The following is a 23,378-nucleotide window of genomic DNA, read 5'->3' as shown; positions in this document are numbered from 1 at the left end:
ATGGTGACGACCGGCGCTCCAGGGCCGCTCCGGCGCGGCTGAGCGCCCCCTAGCAACCTGACGAGAACGCAAGAATGATCAAAGTCAGCATCCTCTATCCCTATCGAGAGAACGTCCGCTTCGACTTCGACTACTATTGCGGCAAGCATATGAAGCGTGCCGCCCGCTATTTCGAGCCGGAGCTCAAGGGATGGTCCGTCGATAAAGGCATCAGCGGCGGAGAGCCGAACACAGTGGCCAGCTTCGTCGCGGCGGGCCATTTTTTGTTCGATTCCCGGGAAGCGTTCGAAAAAGTATTCGCGCCGGTGGCGGGCGAACTCGTCGCCGACATCCCGAATTACACCGACAGCGCGCCGCAAATCGTGATCAGCGAAGTGCTCGTAAACGTTTGACGTTCGCCGCTCGTCTGGTCGAAAAACGCGTTCCACGCTGGGCATCCGGGCTTGGCGTGTGCCGCGCAAGAAACTCCAAGAAGGAAAGGATCGAAGATGTTCGGGGATATTGCCCGTTTTCTGCTCAACACCATTTTCACGTTGTTCGGCGCCGCGCTGATTTTGCGCGCCTGGATGCAGGTCGTGCGCCTGCCGCCGTACAACCCCGTGTCGAACGCCATTTATCAGGCGACGAACTGGCTCGTCCTGCCGCTCAGGCGCGCGCTGCCCAAGGCACAGCGTGTCGATGTCGCGAGCATCGTCGCGGCGCTGCTGGCGGCGATCGTCTTCGTGGTGGCCATGGTGGCGATCGCCGGCGTCGATCCGTTGCAGATCGCCCCCCTCCTCGCGCTCGTGGCGCTGCTCACGGTCCTCAAGTGGGCGCTGAACCTCGTCATCTGGCTCACGATCCTCATGGCGTTGCTGTCGTGGCTCAATCCGCACTCGCCGGCCATGCCGATCCTCTATCAGTTGACGGCACCGTTCCTGAACCCGCTGCGTCGTGTGATCCCCAATCTCGGCGGCATCGATTTGTCGCCGATTCTGCTGTTCGTGATCGTCCAAGTGTTGCTGATGGTCGTGACGCGGATGGCGGTATCGCTGACGCTATTCGGCATCTAGCCGACATTGCGCTTCGGAGCACCGCGCTGTACGCCGCCTGCGTCAGCGCGGCCCGCGTACGGCAACTATTCGGTCATGCATCAGCACCGATGACGCCGAACGTGGCTGGAATCACCGTGTAGACGGCCCGCACCTTCTCCTGCGATGCGAGGTGGATCAGTTGCCGGGCCTCGGCTTCCGTGACCACGAACTCCACTTCCACCGTCAACGATCCCTGCAGTTCGAAGAAGCGATCTTCATGCAGGACGCGATGAGCGCCGAAGCCGGCCATGGCTCGAAACGCCGAGCCTCCCATTACGCCGAGTTCCTTCGCACAGCCGAGCAGCCACTCCCATAGCAGCTTGCCGCGCAGCCGGTGATTCTCGTGGACGTAGAACCGCAACAATACATATTGCTCGGCTTGCATGAGGGCCTCCTGGCGCTAACGCGGCACCATCCGATTGTGCCTGCTGCATCGCCCGGCTACAACGGCGGCGACGCAGCGCCTCGGTGGTAAGGCCGCGTCGCCCTCCAAGGTCCATCCTTCCCCCGCCGCCGCCGCGCGGGCTGCGGAACCATCGAATAAACAAGCCATCGAGCCATCGATCAATCAGGCGGCCACAAGCCAGATGCGCGCGGTCCACATCCCGAGCGCGGTGAGCGCGAACGAGCCGAACAGGTGCATGCCGGCCTCTGCGATTGCCCAGCCCAGCTGGCCTTGGGCCAGCGAGGTGACGACTTCGGCCGAGAACGTCGAGAACGTCGTCAACCCGCCCATGAATCCCGTGATGACGAAGAGACGCCACTCCGGCGGCAAGCCAGCCTTGAACGAGAAGAACACCGTGGCGACGCCGATCAAATAGCCGCCGAGCATGTTGGCCGCGAACGTACCAAGCGGGATGGCCGGAAAGACGGCATTGAGGCCAAGGCTCAGCACCCAGCGCAGCAACGCGCCGAGACCGGCGCCGATGAAAATGGAGAGAATCGAGTAGATCAACCTGTAGTCCCGTTCAAATCGTATTTTCGATCGAACCGGATGGCGGCAGCGCCGAACGAACAAACGCCTACCGATTCCGGCTCGGGAATGGTAGGCATCATCAGCCACGCGGGCGGTTGAAGGAGGTATGCCATCTCCCGTGCGCGCTGCGCGGCCTTACGCCGGCGGGCGGCACCCGTGTCGCGCAACGCCGCGACACGCTACTTTAGGGGTTTGAGCGGCGAGACGCAATATGGGTGGCCCGCGCGGGCTTTGGTGCGTGCGGGGCGCATCGATCTCGCTCGAGCGATGGCGCGCACTGTCGTTTTCCCGCAAGGAAACGATTCCATGCCGATCGCCGATTGAACTGTGCCGCGCCAAGTGCCGATATGTTTATTGGATGACAACGCCCGGGAGGCTGTGACTTCGCGCGTCGCTGCGATGCATAGGCAAGCGTAGGTCGTCGCGACATCCATTGAATTCGGAGGGGCAGGAAGATGATGGTCGAAAGTCGCTCTATCGTTCGCGTTCGCGCACATGCGGGACTGCGGTACGCCCAGCCTTCGCGGCAAGCCATGGCGTGGCTCGCCGCGGCGATGGGAATCGCATTGGCGGCAGCCTTGATGCCGCGTCCCGCGCCTGCGCAGGACGTCATTAGGATCGGCGTGCCGGTCCCGCTGACCGGCAGCTACCAGGAGGCCGGCACGGACATCGTCGACGGCGCGAGGCTTGCCGTGGACCAGATCAATGCGGCGGGCGGCGTGCTCGGCAAGCGGCTCGAACTGGCACCGGCCGACGATGCCTGCAACGCGGACAGCGCTGCTTCGGCGGCGACGCAGCTCGCCGCCGAAAGCGTCGCGGCGGCGGCCGGCGGATATTGCTCGAGCGCCGCGGTACCCGAACTGCGCGTGCTGCATGATCGGCGCATACCCTATGTGCTCGATGCATCGACGTTCCCGTCGTTGACCGAGCATGGTTGGAACGATGCCTTTCGCACGATCGGCCGCATGGATGCGCAGGGAGTATTAGCCGCGAAGTTCATGAAGGAGGTGCTGCACGCGAAGCGCGCGGCGGTGATCAACGATGGGTCGACCTACTCTGTCGGGCTCGCGACGAGCACGATCGATGCGCTCAAGCAAGAAGGCGTCGACATCGCCTACAACGGTGCGATCTCGCCCGGACAGCCGGACTATCGCAACACCGTCAAGGCCGCGGCGGCGGCTAAGCCGGATGTTCTCTATTTCACGGGCTACTACACCGAGGCGGTCGTGCTTGCCCAGAATCGACGCGAGTTGGCTACGTCGATCCAATACTTCATGGGCAACGGCACGGCGGCGCCGACGCTCATCGAGAAAGGCGGCGCGGCGACCGAAGGCATGATCATGACGACTTCGCCGCTGCCGCAGTTTCTCGACAATGCGCAGGCGCGGCGCTTCGTGAAAGCCTACGAGGCGGCGTATCAACGGGCGCCGGGGCCTTATTCGGTCTACGAATACGACGCGATCGGCGTAACGGCGGAGGCCATCAAGAACGCGAAGTCGACCAAGCCGGAGGATATCGCCGCGGCACTGCACAAGCTGAAGGCGTACCGAGGCGCGACGGGCGAGATTGCGTTCGATCAAAAGGGCGATCGAGCCAAGGCGGCCTTCATGGCCGTGACGATCCGGGACGGCAAATTCCAGCCCTACGCGAGAGTCGATGCCTCGGGGCGGTGGGTCGCCGTGAAGTAAGCATGGCGCGGATCAGAGCGCCTTTCTGATCGCCTCGGTGGCCACGCGCAGATCGTCGAACTGCGTGATCATTTCAAAGCAGAGGACGAAGGCGAACGTATAGCCTGGCGCCGGATACCGCTCGATCCAGTGCAGGATCGGAGCCGCGATCCGCGTCCGCACGGCATCCCGGGTCATCAAGCACGCCAATGCGATGCCCAGCACGAGGCCCGCGAGGACGTCGGTGGGGTAATGCAGGCCCAGATAGACGCGCGGCAACAAAATGAACAATATCGTGTACAGCAGCGCCAATACGCCGACGACGCGGTAAACGAGGAAGATGCCCATCGCGATCGCGCCCCACATCATGGCGTGGTCGCTTGGAAACGAGCTCCAGAAGCGCAGGGTCGGCTCCGTGTAGGTCGATTCGGGGAAATGCAGGTGGACGTTCGGGTCGTGTATGGGCCGGATTCGGAACGGCAGGTAATGCGCGAGGAGTCTGCCGACGACAAGGGCCAGCAGGCCGGCTGCAATCGTCGCGATGACCATTTCGCGGTTGGCGGCGTAGCGCTCGTCCTGGGCGAACCACATCCACCAGAGAACGGTGGTCAGTACGAGCCCTTTGACGGTATAGAACTCGGTCAACGCTCGGATCGCGTGGTTCGCGAAGCCGGAATGAAACGCATGCTGCGTCAAGAAAGTCAGAATCGCATTGTCGAAGCCATTCACTACGCCCTTCTCCTCCTGGTAAAGCGGCTCGCCCCGCCAAGCTGGAAAAGCCGAGCCCAGGGAAGCCCCGCATGATGCTCCCACGAAAAAGATTCACAAAAATTTAAAAAAATGGCCGTGGGGTGGTCATCATTGACGCGGATCACCCGCATTGGCCGTGGCGGCGGGACGGACCGGTCAGCTTCGGGGCTGCGGGGCGCGATTTGCTACCATACGTCGCCATTCGACCGACAAAAGGAACGACACGTGCGCTGGGGATCGATTCAACAAGAACGGGCGATGCTCGAGCTCTCGAACGCGCTTTCTCCGTTGATTGGGGTGGAAATAAGCTACCTCAAACTTCCTCCCGAGGCCGCCCGACAGTTCGAGCCGTCACAAATCGGGACGATCGTCGGCACACTGACCGACGCCGTGCTCGCGAGCATAGCGTCTTCAAAACCGGTCGGCCTTCGCAAGGGCCCCGGCATCCTGGGCTCGCGAGAAGGGTATCCCGATTTTCTGCACGAATCCGGATATCGAATCGAGCTCAAAGGATTGTTTTGCGACAATCCATCCGTCGCGCTCAAGAAGCCGCCCACGCGACGGGAACCTTCCGCGCGATTGACTCAAAAAGTCACGCTCAACAACGTTGCGCCCGATGCGGACGCGTTGCTGATCCTGAGCTATCACCTTCATCCCGCGTCGGAAGGCGGCAGTTTGTTGACGCCCGTGATTCGAGACCTCGGCATCTTTCCGGTCATCGAATGCGTCAGAGCGCGCGACTTTCGCCTCGCTGAAGGCGGCGGGCGGTGGTTCGGCAACTACCAAACACCCGCGATCCTGAGCAAGCAGGGAAAAGCCAAGCTGGCTCGCGGCGAGCCGCTCGACATAACGTCTTACGGCCGCAAGGAAAGTGAGCAGAAAGATTTCAACGAAGACACGAACTTCGGAAAGCTCAAGCGAATTCCATACAAACCGCTGCAGGAATTTCTTGCGAGGAACGGAGCCCACTTCGCAGCTCGCGGTGCGTACCCCGCTCCATGGGCAATCAGCGGCTACGAGGGCACGGAATCGACCGACGACGATTGACCGTTTACGGATGCGATGAGCGCGCGAACATCTAGTTGTGCCCTGACATGATCCAGCACCGACTGCTCGACTCGCCGCGACGTCTCATCGCGGCGAGCGATGACGTGATCCGGCACGGTCAACTTCAAGATCAACTCCTCGTTGAACCTCGGGTGATGCCCACCGGTCGTCGCCTGCTCGAAAACGGTTTGCACCCCTTCCGACAACAGCCACGGAACCAGATAGGCGATGGAGTGGCGATCGTCCTTGCTCACGAGAACGTAGTACTCCGTCGAACACAAGATCCTCTCGATCCCTAGGACGTCGCATATTCCATGCGGAATATAGGCGACCTGCTGCAAATACGGCCGCAAACGAGAAATGATCACCGCCCCTTCTGGCGCCACCTTTTTGGTACTCACCCGCGGTGCGCTGTTCTTCCCCGTTATGAACGGCAAGACGAGCAACCCCCGATCGCTGTTACCTGTATCGAGCACGAATGCATCGGCGACATCGCTCGTGCTTTTCTTCTGCAGCGAGACGATCTCCCCCAGCACGGTGCCCGCACCCATTCCATCGGCCGAGATCGATGAAAGCCAATATTCCGGGGAGAGCAACGACAGATCCCCTAGCGCTCCTGCGCTAACCTTGACCTTAACCAATTACCCACTCCTCGGTGATGTCGTTCGCTATTTCGGTCAAATCATGATCGATCTCGCCGTCAGCGAGCACGGGATCGCCATTCGAAGACTTCCCAGCCTTGTCCGATCGATAAAAGCTAATGGCTTCGGATCGGGCTCCGCGATCATCGCGAACGGCAAAAAGGATGCAAGCCTTCTGCGACGTGAAAGGTCTGAAAGTGTACGAATGAAGACTGACGACAGCCTTGACGAGCATGTTCTCCAGCAACCAACGTCTAACGGCAGCGAAACGCGCACCCGAGAACTTGTTATCCGGGAGCACGATCGCGAGCCGGCCACCCGGCTTGAGCAAGGTATGGCACCGCTCCAGAAACAGCGTATCGCGCTCGACCTTAGCCCCGCCAAGCCTCGCCGTCTGATAGTAATTGAGATACTGTGCTTCCGAAACGTCGCCGGCGAATGGAGGATTGGTAGCGATGATGTCGAAGCCTTCGAATTTTCGTCCGTTCGATCGCATGAATTGTTCGATGGAAAAGCCATCGACTTTCAAAAGCGAACTCGACTCCACCGCGAGCGCATCGAGCTGATTGACCGAGAGCCTATCGTCACAAGCGAGATATGACAGCAGCGAAGCGGTTTTCGATGCCCGTTTCGATATATCGAATCCATAAATATCGCAACGGGCCCGCCCCGGCTTCATCGATTCATATGCACTTTTGAGGAACGCACCGCTTCCGCAAGCGGGATCGCACAGCGTTTCTCCCCGGCGTGGCCGCAGCACGTCAATGCAAAAGTCCACCACATGAGAGGGGGTGAAATACTGTCCTTTCTCGGACTTGTACTGCCGCCCCGTCATTTGCTCGAATACGGTGTGCAACATGTCGTAGGACGCATCCTTCAACAGTGTGGGCGACAGTATACGCAGACATTCGTTTGCCACTTCTTCGGGGGCGCATAACAAGTGCTCGCCCTCCACGAAGCGTTTCACCACCTCTTCGCCGGCTTGCAGCACCAACTGTGCGTTTTCATATGTCAGAGGTTCCGTCTCTCTAGCTTTCTCCCAGAACGATTTGGCGAGCAGCAGCCTCACCGTTTCGTAGAACTCGTCCACGCCCGTGCGAGCCATGATGAGTTCCTGGCAGCGGCGAACCTGCGAGATGAGGTGTTCTGAAGCTTGATGTCTCTTTGCCATGCGACGTATGTCAGTTGATGGTGACCCACGTCTATTCTACCCGGAGCGCTGTGATTTTCGTTCGTTTCACTCCCGCTGCCGCGCCGGAAGAAGTCCAAGGGGCACGCAAGGCCCCCTGTCCCCTCCTCACGCGAAGGAGGCACATAGCTAGCGCTTCGAGCGGCAAGTCGCCGCCCGTCCCGCGCGCCTACTGAACGAAGCGGCGCAACTCGACTGTCGAGGGGCGATCGAAGATTTCGTCGGGCGGGCCGCTTTCCCATACTCGGCCTTGGTGCATGAAGACAACCTTATCGCTGACCGCACGCGCAAAGCGCATTTCGTGCGTCACCATGACGAGCGTCATATGCTCGCGCGCGAGGCTTTCCACCACGCTCAGCACTTCACCGACGAGTTCCGGGTCGAGCGCCGACGTGATCTCGTCGCACAGCAGCACGGACGGCTTCATCGCCAGCGCGCGAGCAATGGCCACGCGTTGCTGCTGCCCGCCCGAAAGCTGATCGGGATAGGCGCCGAACTTATCGCCGAGACCCACACGCTCGAGCATCTGAGCGGCAACCGCATGGGCCTCGTGCCGCGGCGTCTTCTTGACGACGATCTGCGCAAGCGCGACGTTCTCGCCCGCCGTGAGATGCGGGAAAAGGTTGTACTGCTGGAAGACCATGCCCACTTTTAGGCGCAATGCGCGCAGATCGCCGTGGCGTGCATCGATACGCGCGCCGTCGATTTGAATCGATCCGGCATCGATGCTTTCGAGTCCATTCAGCGTGCGCAGGAACGTGCTTTTGCCCGAACCACTGCGGCCGATGATCGAAACCACTTGCCCGCGCTCGATGGAAAAATCGACGCCTTTCAACACTGGGGTCGCGCCGAACTGCTTTTCGACGCCGACAGTCTCAACGAGAGCCATACAAAGTCCTTTGCAACGTCCGCGCGTAATGCGTGAGCGGATAACAGAGCGCGAAGTAAATGAGTGCGACGAGCCCGTAGACGAGGAACGGCTTGAACGTCGCGTTGGAGATTTCGGTTCCGGCCTTGGCGAGCTCGGAAAACCCGATGATCGAGACGAGCGCCGTATCCTTGATCGCCTGCACGCCGAAACCGACGGTAGGCGCGATCGCGATGCGAGCCGCCTGCGGCAAGATGACGTGCCGCAATTGCTCGAAGTAGTTCATCGCCAGGCTCGACGAGGCTTCCCACTGCCCTTTCGGAATGGCTTCCACGCAGCCGCGCCAGATCTCGGCAAGATAAGCACTCGTGAAAAACGTGAGCCCGAGCGTCGCCGCGACCCACGGCGAGACGTCGATGCCGAGGAGCGGCAGCCCGAAGAACACGATGAAGAGTTGCAACAGCAACGGCGTGCCCTGAAACACCTCGATGTAGATGCGCACGAGCGCACGCAACACGCGCGAACGCGATACGCGCATGACCAGCAGCACGAGCCCCACCGCTCCGCCCGCGAAGAACGAGATCAGCGAGAGCAAGACGGTCCAACGCGCGGCGAGCAGCAGCGCCTCGAGCATCTGAGCAAAAGTGAAGTCGATCATCGAACGCCTCGCAAGTTGCGCGCGAAGAGCCTGCGGCCCGTCGCATGGAGGGCGGCGCGCAGCACCAGTGCCAGTGCGAAATAAATCAATGCGATGAGGAAGTACGTCTCGAACGCGCGGAAGTTTCGCGATTGCACGTAGCTGGCCGCATAGGTGAGATCGGCCACCGAAATCTGCGAGACCACCGCCGAGCCGAGCATCGTGATGACGATCTGGCTCGAAAGCGCGGGAAAGACTTTCGCGAACGCCTGCGGCAGCAGCACGTGAATGAAGGTCTCGCGCGGAGACATCGCCAGCGCCGCGGCGGCTTCCCGGTGTCCCGCGGGCACGGCGCGAATGCCTGCGCGCAGAATCTCCGTCGAATAGGCGCCGAGATTGAGCGTCATCGCGGCGATGGCCGCCGTGTATTCGCCGATGTGGATGCCGAGGGCAGGCAAACCAAAGAAGACGAAAAAGAGCTGCACGAGAAACGGCGTGTTGCGGATGCCCTCTACATAGGTGAGCGTCATCCTGCGCCACGCCGTGTATCGGCTCTCGCACGCCGCCGCGCCGAGCACACCCACGCTCGTGCCGAGCAGCGTCGATGCGGCGGTCAGCCCTAACGTGACGGCCGCGCCGCTCGCAAACATGCCGGTATAAGCCGCCAGTTCGCCGAACTGCAGTTGATAACTCATGGAAGGTACCGTTGAAGCAAACGCCGGGGCGGCTCGCCACGCTGTGGCGAGCCCGATGCGAATGCGTTTAGTGCGTTAGAACGTTGCGGGCAACGGCTGGCCGAGCCACTTCTTCGACATCGCCTGGAGCGTGCCGTCCTTTTTCGCCTGCTCGATCGTCGCGTTGACCTTCGCCAGCAGGCGGGGCTCGTTCTTGCCGAGGCCCACGTAACACGGCGAATCCTTGATGATGAATTTCATTTCGGGCAGCCGCGGCGGGTGCTTCGCGATGATGGCGGCTGCGACGACGTTGCCGGCCGCAATGAGTTGGACTTGACCGGAAAGGAACGCTTGAATGGTGGCGTTGTTGTCGTCGAAGCGGCGGATCGTGGCGTTGGGCGCCATGTTCGTGAGCGCGATCTCTTCGAGCGCGCCCCGCGTCGCGCCCACCGTCTTGCCGGCAAGATCCGACGCGGTCTTCACGTTGATGTCCGCCGGGCCGAATACGCCCTGGAAGTACGGCGCGTAGGGCGCGGAGAAATCGACGACCTTCTCGCGATCGGGCGTCTTGCCGAGCGACGAGATGATGAGATCGACCTTATCCGTTTGCAGATACGGAATGCGGTTCGCGCTGTTGACGGGCACGAGTTCGACCTTTACGTTCATCGACTTCGCGAGCAACGCAGCCATGTCGATGTCGTAGCCTTGCGGCTTCATGTCGGGACCGACCGAACCGAACGGCGGATAATCCTCGGGCACCGCGACGCGAAGCGTGCCCCGCTTGGCGATGGCGTCGAGTGCGTCCGCGTGCGCGGCCTGCGTGGCGAAGAAAACGAGTGCCGGTGCGGCGGCGAGTGCGGCGAGCCAACGGCGCAAAGCGGTGCGGTGCGACTTCTTGTGATCCATGGCGATTCCCGAAACGAGTGGTTGAGGCACGGGCCATGCTACGTAGCGGCCCAGCGGGCGCAATGGGGAGCAAAGATCGCGCCAATGCCCGTGCGACGGGAAGCGCACGAGGGCTCGCACCGGAAAAGAGCGGGGGCACCGCCCTCCTGTGGTTCAATATTCCCCAACTTGGTTCATGAGCGCGAAGGCGGCTGCGCCGGTCGCGTGTCACCGTTCGCCTGCGCCACCGCGGCCCTCGAACACTTCCCGGCCTTGCGCGCCTACCTCGATCTCGAGGGCGAGCGCGCCACTGTGCGGGAAGCGATGCAGGCCGAAGGTTTGAAAGCCTGAAGGCCTGAAAGGCGCACACGTCATGAACGCGACGAGCGCCACGGCGTGACCGCGGAGCGGCGACGGTTGAGCACATCGCCGCTCCGCAATCGGGCCTTCATACGAGCGGAATGTAGATGTCGGTCTGCCACTCGTGCTGCGGCGTTTCGGGATAAACGCTCAGGTAATGGAAGAACAGTGGGTGGTCCCTCAGTTCCTCCCCACTTGCCGGAAGCCAGTCGCGATAGATAGGATAGATGGTCTCGCCGATGTGGTCCGTCGATCCTGAATGCCGAACCACGGCACATCGACCGCCGGCAATGACGAGCTCGCGGACACCCTGAGCGTTCGGCTCCAGCGGCGCGTCGATCTCCGCGCAGAGGTCGAAGCGAAAATCGTCGGCCGGCATCGTATCCGGATTGCCGTACGGAATGCCGAACGTCCGGGTCGATGCCACGGGCGCTTGCCCGCTTCGTTTGCGCCAATCGATGAACTTTCGCACGCTTTCGTTGAGGAGCCCGGGTGGCCCGCGGTGTTCGAGCGCGGCGACACGCACTTCTGAAAAATCGACGATTTGCACCTGCATGGTCAGTTTCCTTGAAAAGTAAGGGACGACGAAGAACGCACTCCAGATCTGCCAACTCGGGCGCTGCCGGAATTCGCTCGGTGCCGTGCCGAACACGCGCTTGAATGCCCGACTGAAGGCTTCGGGACTCTCGAAACCCGCCTCGAGCGCCGCGTCGAACACCGAGCACGGTTCGCGCGAAGCCAGCCGGCGAGCCGCCTGACGCAAGCGCATCAGCTGGACATAGCGCGCGACGGGCACCCCGACGTATGAGGCAAACTGCCGATGAAAATGGAACTTCGAGAAGTTCGCGATTCGGCTCAACGCATCGACCGACAGGTCGCCCTCGAGGTTGGCCTCGATATAAGCGAGGACGGCCTCGAAGCGCTTCGCGTAACGGGTTCTGGCGTCGTCGTCCGTATGTATTGGTATTGGCATGGTCTGGGTTGTGCGATTTGCGATATGGTCGCCGATGACGAGCATGACGCGCCTAGCCGGGCTTGCTCGATGTGATTTCGGAATCACAGAGACACCTAGTGCCCTGAAGCGACGTTCGCGCTACCCGAAAGCAGCCATTCACGACGCGGCCGACGCCGCCATCCTCAACGTGCGGCGGCGCAAATAGACGTTGTTCATGATCAGCGCGACGGCCGTTAATGTTGCCCCCGCAATCTGAACGGACATCGGTACTAGTCCGGTCAGGGCGGACACGGCGAATGCAGTGATCGGCACCACATCCATGAACAGCACGCCGTTCATCGGACCGAGGATCCGGTTTCCGGAGACCCAGAACAAGATCGCGCCGAACCCAGCGACGGGCCCCATGTAGAGTAGATGCGGCGCAATGGAGCGCAGCATCGACAACGTCGGCGTGGGCACCACGTGCAGCGCAATGAAGATCGCGTTGACGGTTACGATCGTAGTAAGCCCGAGCCAGGTCGTCATCGTTGTGTACTTCAATGCTGACCAGCGTGCGAACCGCGCGGAGCCGAACGTGTATACCACCCAACAAAACGCTCCGATCACGATCAGCCCGCTGGCAGCGTAGTGCTGGGGTCCGTGAATGGCGGCCAGCGGATCACCGTTCGTAATCACCAGCGAGACCCCTGAGAACGATGCCGCGACGAACACGAGCGAGAGCAGTGGCGGTGGGCTGCGTCGTAGCCACGCGCTAAGAAGCAAGCCCATCATCGGTTGCGTTGCCATCATTATCGACGCATCGAGCGCGCCGTCCGGCCCGGCAAGTTGCTGCCCGAGAAACACGAACGAGCCGAAGCCGCAAAAGCCGACCGATCCCAGCAACCATGCAGTCCCGAGCGAGTGGCCGTCGGCTGCAAACGCGCCAGCGCCTTCGCGATGCCGCAGCAACATCGCGAAAGCGATCCCAGCTATCAGATAGCGCAGGGACGTAAACGTGAATGGATCGACGTGCGTCAACGCGGCGGTCATCACGGGAAACATCGCCCCCATCAGCGCCGTACCCGTCAGGCACAACGCGACGCCCTTCCAGTAATTTTTCGACGATGCAGATGAAGCGGAGTTTGATTTCATGACTGATCGTTCTCAAAATAGATCAAAAAATGCCGGCGGCTGCCGACACTCATCAAATCACCGACGCGCGCCGATGGAAAAGCTCGTCTCAGACCAGCGCTCGCATCGTCATGTCCACAATCGACGTCAACGCGGATTTATCCATATCGGTCTTGCCGAGCACTCGCATCCCCTGAACAATGCAGAGCAGAAACCGTCCGACTTCCTCTGCATCCAGGCTTCCATCGAATTGGCCAGCCTGCTGGCCGCGCGCGATCGCAAGACTGAACTGCGTCGCGATGCGGTGCAAGGTCGATTCGATATGGGAACGCATGGCCTGGTCGCCCGGTAGCAACTCGATGGCCGCATTGGTGATCAGGCAGCCATACCGATCCAGAAGATTCGCGCTGACCAACGTGTAATGCAGCAGCGCCGCGCGCAACGCGTCAGCTGGTGGCATGTCGGCGGCCAGTCGTTCCTTCAGTCGCGCGACTGCACCTTCCGCATAGCGATCGAACGCCGCAACAAGCAAGCCGTGCTTGTCGCCAAAGGTCCGGTACAGACTGCCGCGGAACACGCCGGTCGCCTCGCACAGCGCGTCGACCGGCGTCGCGTGATAGCCATGCTCCCAAAAGATGCGGGCGGCAGCGTCGATCGCCTGATCGACATCGAATTCCCGTGGTCGGCCGCGTTCCGCCGGATGATCGGAACGGAAACGGGCGCGATTTTGGGAACTGTCGAAGGTAGTCATGGAGCATGATATTAGAACTGATCGTTCTCAAAATCAACCATGCGCCTCCACCGGAAGCGTTGGCTTGTCGACGAAAGTAAGTTGCCAGTAGCCCACGTCGATCCAGCGCTCGAACTTGAAGCCGACCTCATTGAAGTGAGCCACCTTCCGGAAACCCAAGCGTTCGTGAAGCGCAACGCTGCCTTCGTTCGGCAAGGCAATTCCGCCGATGACCACATGCGTCTTTCCAGAGCGCAATCGAGCGAGCAGAGCGTCATAGAGCGCCGCGCCGATGCCCTGTCGCGTGTACTCGGCGTCAACGTAGACGGTGCTCTCGATCGAAAAGCGGTACGCGCAGCGCCCCTTCCACTTGCTGGCATAGGCGTAGCCGACGACACGGCCATTGCGCTCGGCGACCACCCAGGGCAGACCAGCCGCGGCCACCTCGCGGACGCGAGAGGCCATTTCGTCGAGAGGAACAACGTCCGTCTCGAACGTGACGGCTGTACTCAAGACATAGTGGTTGTAAATGCTGGCGATCGATGCGGCATCTTCGGGCGTTGCGGTGCGAATCACTTGATTCTCCTTGTAGCCGTCGGTTCGATGATATCTCCTCAGCGCAGCTCGCCGCGAAGGTCGCGTACACCGCGGCCCGTCCTCTGGCGAAGGAGCGCGCCCAACGTCGCCCCGTCGATGTAGCCCACGTGAGCGGCCACGGCTTCGAGATCCATGCCGCTGCGGAGAAGCGATTGGGCATGCTCCACGCGTAAGTCCTGAAAGTAGGACAAGGGGGATTTGCCCAGTATGGCTTGGCATCGCCGCTGCAACGAGCGCGTGCTGGTTCCCGCCGCAGACGCGGCATCCTGTAGGGAGAACCCCTCTTTGAGATGATCCCTTGCCCAGCGCTCGAACCGCAGGACGAGGGGATCGGCCTGCGCCAGGTGGTTAGGAATAATGTATTGCGCCTGCGATGAACGAAGGTCGGCCAGCAAGTATCGCGAGACGACGACGGCCAGTTCCGGACTAGCTTTGCGGATCAGCCAAAGCGCAAGATCGAGATGCCCCATAGCCGCGCCCGCCGTGACGCCGATATCGGTCGGCACCAACATTCGCGACTCTTCGAGCTGCACCTTGGGGAAGCGTTGCCGGAACAGCGGCGCGAGCCACCAGGTCGTAGTCGCCTCGCGATGATCGAGAAGGCCGGTTTCGGCCACGAGGAACGTTCCGATACACGAAGTGGCGATCCTGGCGCCCCGCTCATGCCACTTCCCGAGCTCGCTAACGGCCTGCTTGACGTCAGGCCGCTCAAGCGCCGGAAGGAGGCGCTCGGGGGTCGAGGTCGCCAGCGCGGGAAGGACCACCCAGTCTGGCATCAATGCGGGCGTTATAGGCTGCACGGGAAGAGCGAGACCGCCGCTGGTCCGCACCTTCTTGCGCACCCCCACGACGCTGATTTCAAACGGAGGTTGCCTGCCTTCACGGACAGCGAAACTGTTCGCGATGCTAAGCGAATCGAGCACCGCGGTGTACCCGGTGTCAAAAACTCCATCGAGAGCAAGCAGAGCGATCCGCATGGCGTAAACGCCTCAAAAGTTGGCATTTACGACTGTACCGGTTTTCGAGTGCGCGGCCTAGACTTTGTCTCGTCGATTCACCAAGGAGACGACAAATGAAAGTTTTCGCGATCGGAAAAGGCGTGAAACCCCTCACGGACGAAGTTCGGCAACAGATCATGCCGAAGGAAGTCCCTCACACGCTCAAGCTCTACCTCGAAGGCAAAATCGAGCAGTTTTACTTTATCGACGAAAAACCAGGGGTGGTCTTCCTGATGAGCGCCGAATCCGTCGATGAAGCCAAGGCTATCGTGGGCGCAATGCCGCTCGCGTCCGCCGGCTTCCTCGACTTCGAGTTCCTGCCGGTAGGCCCACTCAAGCCCCTCGGTATGCTGCTTCAGGGCAAATAAGCCTAGTCGCGCCGTCAATGACGCTGCGAGGGCCGCGGCGCGCTCGCAGCGGAAAATGTCACGTTGAGCGAAGCGCCGCGTATCTTCCTCTGTCCGTCAATACATTCGAAGGAAGGTTCGCGCGACTGAGCGCATCCGGTTGCGGAAAACTTCGCTTTGGACGCGCAACATCGGTGTCTTCGTGGGCCGCACCGCCTCGATCATCGGTGAAGTCATCCTCGCTTACGACGTGTCCGTGAGCTTTTATACTAAAATATATCGAAGTATAAGCCGATGAGGATATACTTATGTATACATCTGTATATAGAGCGCCATCATGGATCCAGTTCGAAATCCCTTTGCACCGGGTGCGGGCAACAAGCCGCCTGAGCTCGCCGGCCGCGAAGCAATCATTGAGGATGCTCGCATTGCAATTGAACGCGCCTTGCTGTGCAAGCCCAGTCGTTCACAGATGTTTCTTGGATTACGTGGCGTAGGCAAGACGGTCTTGCTCAACGCGGTAGAAGCGCTTGCAACGGAGCGCGGGCACGTGACTTCGATGATCGAGGCCCCTGAAAACAAGTCGCTGGGTGAGCAACTGCTACCCCGCATGCACCAAGCGCTCCGAAAGTTGTCGGTGACGGCCAATGCAAAGGCGAAGGCATTCGACGCCCTGCGCGCCCTCAAGTCCTTCGCCTCCGCATTCAAGCTTCGATACGGCGATCTTTCTATCTCAGTGGATGCCGAAGAAGGTGTAGCAGACAGCGGAGATCTTGAAAATGATCTTCCCGAGTTGTTCGTACGGATCGGCGAGGCTGCCCAGGCTGCAGGTAGAGCCTGGACCCTACTGATTGACGAAGTCCAATACCTCAACGAACGAGACCTAGCGGCGCTCATCGTAGCGTTGCACAAGGTCAACCAGAAAGGCTTGCCTGTCCTGTTTTTTGGCGCCGGCTTGCCCCAAGTCGCCGCCTTGTCAGGAGAGGCCAAGTCGTACGCAGAGCGGCTGTTTCATTACCCGGACGTAGGCGCGTTGCCAGAAGAAGACGCGAAAGCAGCAATCCGTCAACCCGTGAATGACGAGGGCGCGTTCGTGGATGACGCAGCCTTAAGCGAGATTTTTGCGAAAACCCAGGGGTACCCTTACTTCCTTCAGGAGTGGGGCCATCAATGCTGGAACCTTGCAACTGGCGATACGATATCCGTCGTCGATGCGCAGCGAGCCGAGACGACAACGCTCAAGCGTTTGGACGAGGGCTTTTTCAAGGTACGCTTTGATCGGCTAACGCCTAAAGAACGAGAGTACGTCATCGCGATGGCGAAATTGGGAAATGGCCCCTATCGTTCCTCCGATGTTGCCGACGCGCTCGGCGAGACCCCGCAAAGCCTCGGGCCCCGCCGCGCACAGATCATCAGCAAAGGCATGATTTACAGTCCATCGCATGGAGACATCGCGTTTACGGTGCCGATGTTCAATGACTACCTGATTCGCAATTTCACGAGCCTGACTTAAGGCCTGCAACACCTACACATACCGCAGCGCCGTTCATTACAACCAGCTCGTGAAGCCCGAGGACCGCCTATGAGCAATTCGCTGCTGCTCGAAGAAGTCGAATCGTTCGTGCGCAAGGAGCGCGGCTTGTCGAAGAGCAAAGTCATCACATCGGTCACGACGCTCGAAGACGATCTCGGCATCACCTGAAACGCCCGCCGCCCGCCTGGGGTCACTCAGGCAATGACCTTCTGCTCTACGGTAGCCTCCTCGCGAATGCGACGGGCTTCATCGCGCAGGAACTGCTGATAGTCGTCCAGATCGCCGTCGAAGGGCTCGACGCCGCCCTTGGTGACCAGCCAGAACTCATCACATACCGCACGTAGCAGGGCCCGGTCGTGACTGACCAGCATCACCGTGCCCTCAAATTCGTTGAGCGCCATCGCTAGCGCTTCGCGTGTGGCCAGGTCGAGGTGGTTGGTCGGCTCATCGAGCAGCAGCAGGTTGGGACGCTGCCACACGATCATGCACAATACGAGCCGCGCCTTTTCGCCGCCGCTCATCGTGCTAACCGCTTGATGGACCATGTCGCCGCTGAAGTTGAAAGTGCCGAGGAAGGTGCGAAGCGACTGTTCAGTTCCACTCTGGCCAGGGGCGCGCATGTGAGCCGGCGTGTCCTTCGCAAGGCGAATCATGTGTTCCATCGGCGTGTCGAGCGGGCGCAGCACGTCGAGTTCCTGCTGTGCGAAGTAGCCGATGTTCAGGCCTTTGCCTTCACTGATTTCGCCGGCGATCGGCGCCAGCGTGTGCGCCACCGTCTTCACCAGCGTGGACTTGCCTTGGCCGTTGGCGCCGAGAATGCCGATCCGCTGCCCGGCCAGCACCGAACGGTTGATGCCCCGCACGATGACCGTGGGCGGCGTGCCCGGCAGCGCGTCGGTCGGCGCCGGGTAGCCGAAGCTCGCGTCCAGCATCGACAGCAGCGGGTTCGGGATGTTGAGGGGCTCCTTGAACTCGAAGTTGAACTCCGCCTCGGCCAGCACCGGTGCGATCTTCTCCATGCATTCGAGCGCCTTGACACGGCTCTGTGCCTGCTTTGCCTTCGAGGCCTTGGCCTTGAATCGGTCGATGAATTTCTGCAGGTGAGCGATCTTGTCCGCCTGCCTAGCCACCGCGGCCTGCTGCAACACGAGCTGTTCGGCGCGCATGTCTTCGAACTTGCTGTAGTTGCCGCCATAGCGCACGAGCTTGGCGTTGTCGACGTGCACCGTCACCTCTGTCACCGCATCGAGGAATTCGCGGTCGTGACTGATCACGACCATCGTTCCCTGATAGCGCTTGAGCCAGGCTTCCAGCCAGACGAGCGCGTCGAGGTCGAGGTGGTTGGTTGGCTCGTCGAGCAACAGCAGGTCGGACGGGCACATGAGCGCGCGCGCCAGTTGCAGCCGCATGCGCCAGCCGCCAGAGAAGCTGTTGACTGGCTGGCTAAGCTGCGCAGCACTGAAGCCAAGGCCGAGGATCAGCGCTTGGGCACGTGCGGGGGCATCATGCGCGCCGGCGTCGTGCAGGGCCATGTAGGCGAGCGCCATGCGCATGCCGTCGTCGCTAGCCTCGGCGGCGGCTACTTCGGCCTGCGCGGCCAGCAACACCGTGTCACCCTCGATGACGAAGTCCGTCGCGCTCTGCTCGGTCTCTGGCATCTCCTGCGCGACCTGGCCCATCTTCCACGCGGCAGGAATCGAGAACTCGCCGCTGTCTTCGTGCAGCGTGCCGTTGAGAAGGCCGAAGAAGGACGATTTACCGGCGCCATTGCGGCCGACAAGACCAATCTTTTCGCCGGGCGCGAATGTGATGGACGCGCGATCGAGTACGACATTTACGCCGCGGCGCAGTGTGAGAGTACGGACGGAAATCATAAGGAGCTACTTCGGAGAGGATTGGCATGATAGCCGAGCGGACGTCCAGCGTCGCCACACCAACGTCGATTGCCCGAATTGTGCGCGTAACGCCTTCGTCGGGTTCCAGAGATTCGCTGCCGTTCCAACGGCAGGCTTCCCCTCTCCCTGAATGGCAGGTTGTGGCCGTCTGCTGCCCCGCATGTCTGACGCGTGCCGATGCGCGACAGGAAGCCAGACATCCAAGCCACTAACCGTTGCTTCATGGTGGTTGCCGACCACCGCAGCCGGCGCGGCTCGCGTCATTCGCTGCCCATCGCGATCGTCCTTGTTAGGTTCGGAGCAGCCGGATTCTGGAAAGAGTAGACTTGCCCACTTCAATTCGCCGTTCAAGGTAGCCTCGATGTTGATGAAAGCCCTGCGTGTCGGTCTCGGCCAGTTGATCTTGATCGGCGACGCCGTCAGTCGCCCACGCCCGCAGCGCCGCGGGGCGCAAGGTCAGGCGGTTGTAGAAAAAGAAGCGGCGCTGCTATCGCTGTATCAGTTCCATGCGTGCCCCTTCTGCGTCAAGACCCGGCGCGCCCTGCATCGTCTGAATGTGCCGATGACGCTGCACAACGCCAAAAACGATCCCATTGCACGGGATCGTTTGCTGGCCGGTGGCGGCAAGGTCAAAGTGCCTTGCCTGCATATTCAGGAAGAGGGCCAGTCGCGCTGGTTGTACGAGTCCAAGGCCATCATCGCCTATCTGGAGCAACGCTTCGCCGGGATCGCGTGATCCGTCGCCCGCAGACGATTATCTGCACCTGTGGGCATGCCGCTCGTTCTCCGCTTGAAGAACTGGTCGCGCTTCGAGCGTCGATTCCCGCATGATGCGACGTTGACGAGATCTAAACATCGAGATTGTTGACGATCTAGCCGACGACAGCGATTGTCTCGGCTTGGCCGCGCTCCGGCGCTCGATGTCGTCCGCAAGTTGAACCAACCGCTAGCCACCGCATTTGCGCCAACGACACACACTCGATGCAGGAAGTGAAAGGCGGCGGAAGCGCGTAATTACGCAGCGGGAGACCACCGAATTCGATGTGTGGCGCCGCTTTGCGTGACTTACGTGTGCTTCAGAAATCTCAAATAGAAGGCAGTGAATACCAGGACAATGCCGATGTTCACCATCAACCGTTCCCAGAAGCGGTGCTTGAAGAAGAGCAAATCCACACCAACGATAACGACTATCAACGCTGCCACGTAAAACACGGTGGACGTGCTTCTTGTCATTTCGATTGCCCGTTCAAATAGGTCGAGAGCGACCTGGCCATGAGCGTGTGGCGATTGTCTACGATCTCGGGCCCGCCGTCGACTGTCCGAAACTGGCCGAGCGGCGGCATCCTCGAAGACCTTTCCTTTCTGGCGATCTTCGGGGGACATCGAGCACGGTTACCGGCCTGCGCTCAGTTCCTGCTGTCGCCGCACTCGCGCGTCCTCCTCAAGACGTGTCTCTTCGAGTTCCTGCAGCACGCCATCGATGTCCACAGGTCGCGTGTCGACTTCGATGCGCCCGGTCAGTTCGGCATCGACATGCAGTCGCCCTGCTTCGAAGAGCGCCCAGATCTCCGTGCCGTAACTCGCGGTGAGTATTTGCGGTGCAAACCGCCCGAAGTACGCGGCCAGGTTGTCGACGTCTCGCTTGAGCATCGAGGCGGCTTCGTTGTTGCCGGCTGCGTCGACGGCCTGTGGCAGATCAATGATCACCGGCCCATCCGCTGCCAGCAGGATGTTGTATTCCGACAGGTCGCCGTGAATCACCCCTGCGCAGAGCATGCGGACAACTTGGTTCAGCAGCAGCGCGTGCAGTTCGAGGGCGTGGGCTTCGGTCAGATCGACATCGTTGAGCCTTGGTGCGACGTCACCCACCTCGTCGATCACCAGCTCCATCAGCAACACGCCGTCGGTACAAATATAGGGTTGCGGCACGCGCACACCTGCGTCGGCGAGCCGGAACAGCGCGTCGACTTCAGCGTTCTGCCATGACGCTTCCTGCATTTGACGGCCGTAGCGCGTCCCTTTTTCCATCGCCCGCGCCTGCCGGCTGTTCTTGACCGTGCGACCGTCCCGATACGACGCGGCTTGACGAAAGCTGCGCTGCTTCGCGTCCTTATAGACCTTAGCGCAACGCGTCGATTCGCCGCTGCGCACGACGTAGACTGTTGCCTCCTTGCCGCTCATCAACTGGCCGATGACTTCGTCGATAAGTCCTTCTTCGAGAAGCGGTGCAAGTCGTTTGGGTATTTTCATACGATCGTCGGCTGTGAATGGCCCGCTGAGGTATGCGCGACCAACAAACCGATGAATCGAGCAGCCGGTGCTGGCGGCTGTAAGCTTGCTGCGTGGGAGATGAATGGAGTCATGCCGGATTATAAGGGTGGCCGAGGACGAACCGACGCAAATCTCCCTGCGGCGACTGCGTAGATGCATTGATCTATGAACTCGGAAATGCGATTCGGAGGAAGCTGGGCTCATAGCGGACACGCTTCGGGTTTGATGCATGGGCGGAGCCCCGGGATGAGCTTCGTCATGGTCGCCAGTACGAGCCAAGCGTCGCTTTTGTCGAGCTATCCTGTTGAACGCATCCCGGGTGATGCCACGGCAGCCGCTCAGCCATATATCCTGCCGACGCTAACGCTCGGCAGCGTCCGACGCCTCAAAATCCTTTGGACCCGCAACATCGGCGTCTTCGTTGGTCGCACCGTCCCGATCATCGGTGAAGTCATCCTCGCCTACGACGTGTCGGTAATCAGCTACCGCAGCGCCGTTCATTACAACCAACTCGTGAAGCCCGAGGACCGCCTATGAGCAATTCGCTGCTGCTCGATGAAGTCGAATCGTTCGTGCGCAAGGAGCGCGGTTTGTCGAAGAGCCAGGTCATCACGACCGCAACGACGCTTGAAGACGACCTCGGCATCACCGGCATCGAAGGCGAAACGTTCATGGAAGCCTTCTTTGCCCGGTTCAAGGTCGACGAAGGCGATTTTTCGTCAGGGCGCTACTTCATAGACGAGGGGTCCGGCCTTCTGCTCATGCTCGTCACAGCCCTGTCGCGAAAACGGCGCAAGGCGCTCGATCGCATTCCTATCACGGTCGGCATGCTCGTCACGGCTGCCAGCCTTGGTAAATGGGATTCCGCCGAGGTCGAAAGCGGTCGCTTGCGATGAACGTTCGGGCAGGCGGTGGGCAGTTACGCATTGGATGATTCAATTGGAGGCCACTGCTGGCGTAACGGTCGAAGCGAAGGTTCATCGGTTCATCGGTTCATCGGTTCATCGGCTCGGCGGTTCGGCGGTTCGGCGGTTCGGCGGTTCGGCGGTTCGGCGGTTCGGCGGTTCGGCGGTTCGGCGGTTCGGCGGTTCGGCAAGAACGGTGACGGAAGCATCGGTTTGATGCGGGCCGACCGCTCGCCTATCAGGAGGTTGCCAGTCTGATCGCAGGCGGTGGCAACGCGTTCGTCATCGTGCCTGCGCAGACCTCCTTTAACCAGAAAATTCTGCCCCTGATCCCGCTGGTTCTTCGATAGGCTTACAGCTGAAGTAACCTTCAAAAACCTAACGTTAGGTTATAATCACAGCGTGCCAACACTGCTAAGAATCCTCGGCTATCGTATTCAAATATTCACCAACGACCATAGCCCACCGCACGTTCACGTTGAAAAGACGAGCGGCCCATCATGCGTGTTCGAACTGGGGTGTCCGCGCGGTCCGCTCAGGTTGCGGACAGTAAAGGGCCGCATGTCGGATCGCACAATCGCCCGGCTTGCCGAACTGATCGAGCCCGAAATCGAGCGCCTTTGCAGGGAATGGAGAAAAATGCATGGGTAACATCACTGCTGCCGAAATTGCCGCTGCACGCAAGCGCGGCGCGGAGGAGCCGACCATCGTATCGGCGCGATTCATACGCTCAACGCGTACGCTGGAGGTCAGGTTTGTCCATGGCGTGAAAATCGCGGTCCCTATCGCGCTGATTCAAGACTTCAGCATGTTGGAGCGTGCGCCGACACTGGCCGAACTGGCTCAGGTCGAGGTCTCGGGCGCGGGCACTTCGCTGTACTGGCCGCGCCTTGATCTCGGTTTGTGGGGCCCGGGCCTGTTGCAAGGCATTTTCGGAACCAAGGCATGGATGCAGGAACTCGCGCGCGGGATGGGCGCGATCAAGTCCCCAGCCAAGGCTGCGGCATCCCGCGAAAACGGACGCAAGGGTGGCCGCCCGCGCAAACATCCGGCAACGCCCGCACACGCGTAACGAAGAGAACTCGGACTACGGTAGCAGCGGCGCCTTCTCGCATGCCCGCCCCGTCAGATGGCATCGCGTCCGCTCAAGATACAAGCTTACTTACGCGGACCTCGAAACCCAACTCCCCAATCCACCCAAAACCCAGTACAATCGCTGTCTCTGCGGGCGTCGTATAATGGCCATTACCCTAGCTTCCCAAGCCCCTG

General features: G+C 60.7%; 27 protein-coding genes, 1 pseudogene and 1 riboswitch. Of the genes and pseudogenes, 12 read left to right on the top strand and 16 right to left on the bottom strand.

What is annotated here, in order from left to right; translation table 11 throughout:
- The first annotated feature begins 74 nt into the window (after positions 1-74).
- Complete coding sequence (locus ACTHNZ_RS03440) at positions 75-392, top strand: EthD family reductase (protein ID WP_440541093.1); 318 nt, start codon at positions 75-77, stop codon at positions 390-392.
- 96 nt (positions 393-488) lie between these two features.
- A complete protein-coding gene (locus tag ACTHNZ_RS03435; protein WP_440541092.1) occupies positions 489-1,052 on the top strand; it encodes a YggT family protein in 564 nt (187 codons plus the stop codon).
- 73 nt (positions 1,053-1,125) lie between these two features.
- On the opposite strand, the gene ACTHNZ_RS03430 is transcribed toward ACTHNZ_RS03435, so the two are convergent.
- Positions 1,126-1,458, bottom strand: coding sequence for a DUF190 domain-containing protein (locus ACTHNZ_RS03430; protein ID WP_440541091.1), 333 nt, complete (start codon positions 1,456-1,458; stop codon positions 1,126-1,128).
- Positions 1,459-1,641: 183 nt separating this feature from the next.
- Positions 1,642-2,028, bottom strand: coding sequence for a fluoride efflux transporter CrcB (crcB, locus tag ACTHNZ_RS03425; protein WP_440541090.1), 387 nt, complete (start codon positions 2,026-2,028; stop codon positions 1,642-1,644).
- Between the two features lie 84 nt (positions 2,029-2,112).
- A riboswitch (Fluoride riboswitch) is annotated at positions 2,113-2,175 on the bottom strand.
- Between the two features lie 407 nt (positions 2,176-2,582).
- On the opposite strand from crcB, the gene ACTHNZ_RS03420 reads away from it, so the two are divergent.
- Positions 2,583-3,737, top strand: a complete 1,155-nt coding sequence (locus ACTHNZ_RS03420) for a branched-chain amino acid ABC transporter substrate-binding protein (protein WP_440541089.1) — start codon at positions 2,583-2,585, stop codon at positions 3,735-3,737.
- A gap of 12 nt (positions 3,738-3,749) precedes the next feature.
- On the opposite strand, the gene ACTHNZ_RS03415 is transcribed toward ACTHNZ_RS03420, so the two are convergent.
- Positions 3,750-4,445, bottom strand: coding sequence for a phosphatase PAP2 family protein (locus ACTHNZ_RS03415; protein ID WP_440541088.1), 696 nt, complete (start codon positions 4,443-4,445; stop codon positions 3,750-3,752).
- 246 nt (positions 4,446-4,691) lie between these two features.
- On the opposite strand from ACTHNZ_RS03415, the gene ACTHNZ_RS03410 reads away from it, so the two are divergent.
- Complete coding sequence (locus ACTHNZ_RS03410) at positions 4,692-5,513, top strand: hypothetical protein (protein ID WP_440541087.1); 822 nt, start codon at positions 4,692-4,694, stop codon at positions 5,511-5,513.
- Here ACTHNZ_RS03410 and ACTHNZ_RS03405 read toward each other — a convergent pair.
- From ACTHNZ_RS03405 to ACTHNZ_RS03380, 6 genes are all read right to left on the bottom strand, one after another.
- Entirely contained in the window at positions 5,480-6,154 is a 675-nt protein-coding gene (locus ACTHNZ_RS03405; RefSeq protein ID WP_440541086.1) for a hypothetical protein, read from the bottom strand. The two genes, ACTHNZ_RS03410 and ACTHNZ_RS03405, sit on opposite strands and share 34 nt — an antisense overlap.
- Positions 6,147-7,325, bottom strand: coding sequence for an HsdM family class I SAM-dependent methyltransferase (locus ACTHNZ_RS03400; RefSeq protein ID WP_440541085.1), 1,179 nt, complete (start codon positions 7,323-7,325; stop codon positions 6,147-6,149). The genes ACTHNZ_RS03405 and ACTHNZ_RS03400 overlap by 8 nt, the downstream gene beginning before the upstream one ends.
- A 187-nt stretch (positions 7,326-7,512) precedes the next feature.
- Positions 7,513-8,232, bottom strand: coding sequence for an amino acid ABC transporter ATP-binding protein (locus tag ACTHNZ_RS03395; RefSeq protein ID WP_440541084.1), 720 nt, complete (start codon positions 8,230-8,232; stop codon positions 7,513-7,515).
- Complete coding sequence (locus tag ACTHNZ_RS03390) at positions 8,219-8,869, bottom strand: amino acid ABC transporter permease (protein ID WP_440541083.1); 651 nt, start codon at positions 8,867-8,869, stop codon at positions 8,219-8,221. The genes ACTHNZ_RS03395 and ACTHNZ_RS03390 overlap by 14 nt, the downstream gene beginning before the upstream one ends.
- Entirely contained in the window at positions 8,866-9,543 is a 678-nt protein-coding gene (locus ACTHNZ_RS03385; RefSeq protein WP_440541082.1) for an amino acid ABC transporter permease, read from the bottom strand. Before ACTHNZ_RS03385 ends, ACTHNZ_RS03390 begins: the two co-directional genes overlap by 4 nt.
- A gap of 75 nt (positions 9,544-9,618) precedes the next feature.
- Complete coding sequence (locus ACTHNZ_RS03380; RefSeq protein ID WP_440541081.1) at positions 9,619-10,428, bottom strand: transporter substrate-binding domain-containing protein; 810 nt, start codon at positions 10,426-10,428, stop codon at positions 9,619-9,621.
- Positions 10,429-10,632: 204 nt separating this feature from the next.
- Between ACTHNZ_RS03380 and ACTHNZ_RS03375 the strand changes: the two genes are divergently transcribed.
- On the top strand, positions 10,633-10,758 hold the full coding sequence (locus tag ACTHNZ_RS03375; protein ID WP_440541080.1) for a hypothetical protein: 126 nt from the start codon (positions 10,633-10,635) through the stop codon (positions 10,756-10,758).
- A gap of 97 nt (positions 10,759-10,855) precedes the next feature.
- On the opposite strand, the gene ACTHNZ_RS03370 is transcribed toward ACTHNZ_RS03375, so the two are convergent.
- The 5 genes from ACTHNZ_RS03370 to ACTHNZ_RS03350 all read right to left on the bottom strand — a co-directional run bounded on the left by ACTHNZ_RS03370 (position 10,856) and on the right by ACTHNZ_RS03350 (position 15,136).
- Positions 10,856-11,740 (bottom strand): AraC family transcriptional regulator, encoded by an 885-nt coding sequence (locus tag ACTHNZ_RS03370; protein ID WP_440541079.1) that lies wholly within the window; start codon positions 11,738-11,740, stop codon positions 10,856-10,858.
- Positions 11,741-11,878: 138 nt separating this feature from the next.
- Positions 11,879-12,853, bottom strand: coding sequence for a DMT family transporter (locus tag ACTHNZ_RS03365; RefSeq protein WP_440541078.1), 975 nt, complete (start codon positions 12,851-12,853; stop codon positions 11,879-11,881).
- Positions 12,854-12,941: 88 nt separating this feature from the next.
- Positions 12,942-13,583, bottom strand: a complete 642-nt coding sequence (locus ACTHNZ_RS03360) for a TetR/AcrR family transcriptional regulator (protein ID WP_440541077.1) — start codon at positions 13,581-13,583, stop codon at positions 12,942-12,944.
- A gap of 33 nt (positions 13,584-13,616) precedes the next feature.
- Positions 13,617-14,138 carry an arsinothricin resistance N-acetyltransferase ArsN1 family B gene (locus ACTHNZ_RS03355; protein WP_440541076.1) on the bottom strand — a complete coding sequence of 174 codons (522 nt, stop codon included), beginning with the start codon at positions 14,136-14,138 and terminating at the stop codon, positions 13,617-13,619.
- Between the two features lie 38 nt (positions 14,139-14,176).
- The gene (locus tag ACTHNZ_RS03350) at positions 14,177-15,136 is read right to left on the bottom strand and encodes a GlxA family transcriptional regulator (protein ID WP_440541075.1); all 960 of its coding nucleotides are present in this window, start codon (positions 15,134-15,136) and stop codon (positions 14,177-14,179) included.
- Between the two features lie 95 nt (positions 15,137-15,231).
- Here ACTHNZ_RS03350 and ACTHNZ_RS03345 point away from each other — a divergent pair, with 95 nt between their 5' ends.
- On the top strand, positions 15,232-15,525 hold the full coding sequence (locus ACTHNZ_RS03345) for a hypothetical protein (protein WP_440541074.1): 294 nt from the start codon (positions 15,232-15,234) through the stop codon (positions 15,523-15,525).
- A gap of 316 nt (positions 15,526-15,841) precedes the next feature.
- Positions 15,842-17,017 (top strand): AAA family ATPase, encoded by a 1,176-nt coding sequence (locus ACTHNZ_RS03340; RefSeq protein ID WP_440541073.1) that lies wholly within the window; start codon positions 15,842-15,844, stop codon positions 17,015-17,017.
- 215 nt (positions 17,018-17,232) lie between these two features.
- On the opposite strand, the gene ACTHNZ_RS03335 is transcribed toward ACTHNZ_RS03340, so the two are convergent.
- The gene (locus tag ACTHNZ_RS03335; protein WP_440541072.1) at positions 17,233-18,912 is read right to left on the bottom strand and encodes an ABC-F family ATP-binding cassette domain-containing protein; all 1,680 of its coding nucleotides are present in this window, start codon (positions 18,910-18,912) and stop codon (positions 17,233-17,235) included.
- Positions 18,913-19,294: 382 nt separating this feature from the next.
- Here ACTHNZ_RS03335 and ACTHNZ_RS03330 point away from each other — a divergent pair, with 382 nt between their 5' ends.
- Entirely contained in the window at positions 19,295-19,669 is a 375-nt protein-coding gene (locus tag ACTHNZ_RS03330) for a glutaredoxin family protein (protein WP_440541071.1), read from the top strand.
- Positions 19,670-20,325: 656 nt separating this feature from the next.
- On the opposite strand, the gene ACTHNZ_RS03325 is transcribed toward ACTHNZ_RS03330, so the two are convergent.
- On the bottom strand, positions 20,326-21,183 hold the full coding sequence (locus ACTHNZ_RS03325; protein ID WP_440541070.1) for a PA4780 family RIO1-like protein kinase: 858 nt from the start codon (positions 21,181-21,183) through the stop codon (positions 20,326-20,328).
- 369 nt (positions 21,184-21,552) lie between these two features.
- Here ACTHNZ_RS03325 and ACTHNZ_RS03320 point away from each other — a divergent pair.
- The 4 genes and pseudogenes from ACTHNZ_RS03320 to ACTHNZ_RS03305 all read left to right on the top strand — a co-directional run.
- Positions 21,553-21,741: pseudogene (locus ACTHNZ_RS03320) on the top strand (STM2901 family protein); the annotation flags it as partial.
- Positions 21,738-22,100, top strand: coding sequence for a DUF1493 family protein (locus ACTHNZ_RS03315; RefSeq protein WP_440541069.1), 363 nt, complete (start codon positions 21,738-21,740; stop codon positions 22,098-22,100). The pseudogene ACTHNZ_RS03320 and the gene ACTHNZ_RS03315, both read left to right, overlap by 4 nt.
- A 411-nt stretch (positions 22,101-22,511) precedes the next feature.
- Positions 22,512-22,760 carry a DUF4160 domain-containing protein gene (locus tag ACTHNZ_RS03310; protein WP_440541068.1) on the top strand — a complete coding sequence of 83 codons (249 nt, stop codon included), beginning with the start codon at positions 22,512-22,514 and terminating at the stop codon, positions 22,758-22,760.
- A complete protein-coding gene (locus ACTHNZ_RS03305; RefSeq protein WP_440541067.1) occupies positions 22,753-23,181 on the top strand; it encodes a DUF2442 domain-containing protein in 429 nt (142 codons plus the stop codon). Before ACTHNZ_RS03310 ends, ACTHNZ_RS03305 begins: the two co-directional genes overlap by 8 nt.
- Positions 23,182-23,378: the final 197 nt, after the last annotated feature.

The organism is Trinickia sp. (genome assembly GCF_051953955.1).
Classification (GTDB): Bacteria; Pseudomonadota; Gammaproteobacteria; order Burkholderiales; family Burkholderiaceae; genus Trinickia.
Note: the sequence above shows the minus strand (reverse complement) of the source record. Positions and strands in the feature narration are given on the sequence as shown.

Coding starts and splice junctions, on each gene's coding strand:
- ACTHNZ_RS03440 (WP_440541093.1), top strand. CDS start 75: ATGATCAAAGTCAGCATCCTCTATCCCTATCGAGAGAACGTCCGCTTC.
- ACTHNZ_RS03435 (WP_440541092.1), top strand. CDS start 489: ATGTTCGGGGATATTGCCCGTTTTCTGCTCAACACCATTTTCACGTTG.
- ACTHNZ_RS03430 (WP_440541091.1), bottom strand. CDS start 1,458: ATGCAAGCCGAGCAATATGTATTGTTGCGGTTCTACGTCCACGAGAAT.
- ACTHNZ_RS03420 (WP_440541089.1), top strand. CDS start 2,583: ATGGCGTGGCTCGCCGCGGCGATGGGAATCGCATTGGCGGCAGCCTTG.
- ACTHNZ_RS03400 (WP_440541085.1), bottom strand. CDS start 7,325: ATGGCAAAGAGACATCAAGCTTCAGAACACCTCATCTCGCAGGTTCGC.
- ACTHNZ_RS03395 (WP_440541084.1), bottom strand. CDS start 8,232: ATGGCTCTCGTTGAGACTGTCGGCGTCGAAAAGCAGTTCGGCGCGACC.
- ACTHNZ_RS03390 (WP_440541083.1), bottom strand. CDS start 8,869: ATGATCGACTTCACTTTTGCTCAGATGCTCGAGGCGCTGCTGCTCGCC.
- ACTHNZ_RS03385 (WP_440541082.1), bottom strand. CDS start 9,543: ATGAGTTATCAACTGCAGTTCGGCGAACTGGCGGCTTATACCGGCATG.
- ACTHNZ_RS03380 (WP_440541081.1), bottom strand. CDS start 10,428: ATGGATCACAAGAAGTCGCACCGCACCGCTTTGCGCCGTTGGCTCGCC.
- ACTHNZ_RS03370 (WP_440541079.1), bottom strand. CDS start 11,740: ATGCCAATACCAATACATACGGACGACGACGCCAGAACCCGTTACGCG.
- ACTHNZ_RS03365 (WP_440541078.1), bottom strand. CDS start 12,853: ATGAAATCAAACTCCGCTTCATCTGCATCGTCGAAAAATTACTGGAAG.
- ACTHNZ_RS03360 (WP_440541077.1), bottom strand. CDS start 13,583: ATGACTACCTTCGACAGTTCCCAAAATCGCGCCCGTTTCCGTTCCGAT.
- ACTHNZ_RS03350 (WP_440541075.1), bottom strand. CDS start 15,136: ATGCGGATCGCTCTGCTTGCTCTCGATGGAGTTTTTGACACCGGGTAC.
- ACTHNZ_RS03345 (WP_440541074.1), top strand. CDS start 15,232: ATGAAAGTTTTCGCGATCGGAAAAGGCGTGAAACCCCTCACGGACGAA.
- ACTHNZ_RS03340 (WP_440541073.1), top strand. CDS start 15,842: ATGGATCCAGTTCGAAATCCCTTTGCACCGGGTGCGGGCAACAAGCCG.
- ACTHNZ_RS03335 (WP_440541072.1), bottom strand. CDS start 18,912: ATGATTTCCGTCCGTACTCTCACACTGCGCCGCGGCGTAAATGTCGTA.
- ACTHNZ_RS03330 (WP_440541071.1), top strand. CDS start 19,295: ATGTTGATGAAAGCCCTGCGTGTCGGTCTCGGCCAGTTGATCTTGATC.
- ACTHNZ_RS03325 (WP_440541070.1), bottom strand. CDS start 21,183: ATGAAAATACCCAAACGACTTGCACCGCTTCTCGAAGAAGGACTTATC.
- ACTHNZ_RS03315 (WP_440541069.1), top strand. CDS start 21,738: ATGAGCAATTCGCTGCTGCTCGATGAAGTCGAATCGTTCGTGCGCAAG.
- ACTHNZ_RS03305 (WP_440541067.1), top strand. CDS start 22,753: ATGGGTAACATCACTGCTGCCGAAATTGCCGCTGCACGCAAGCGCGGC.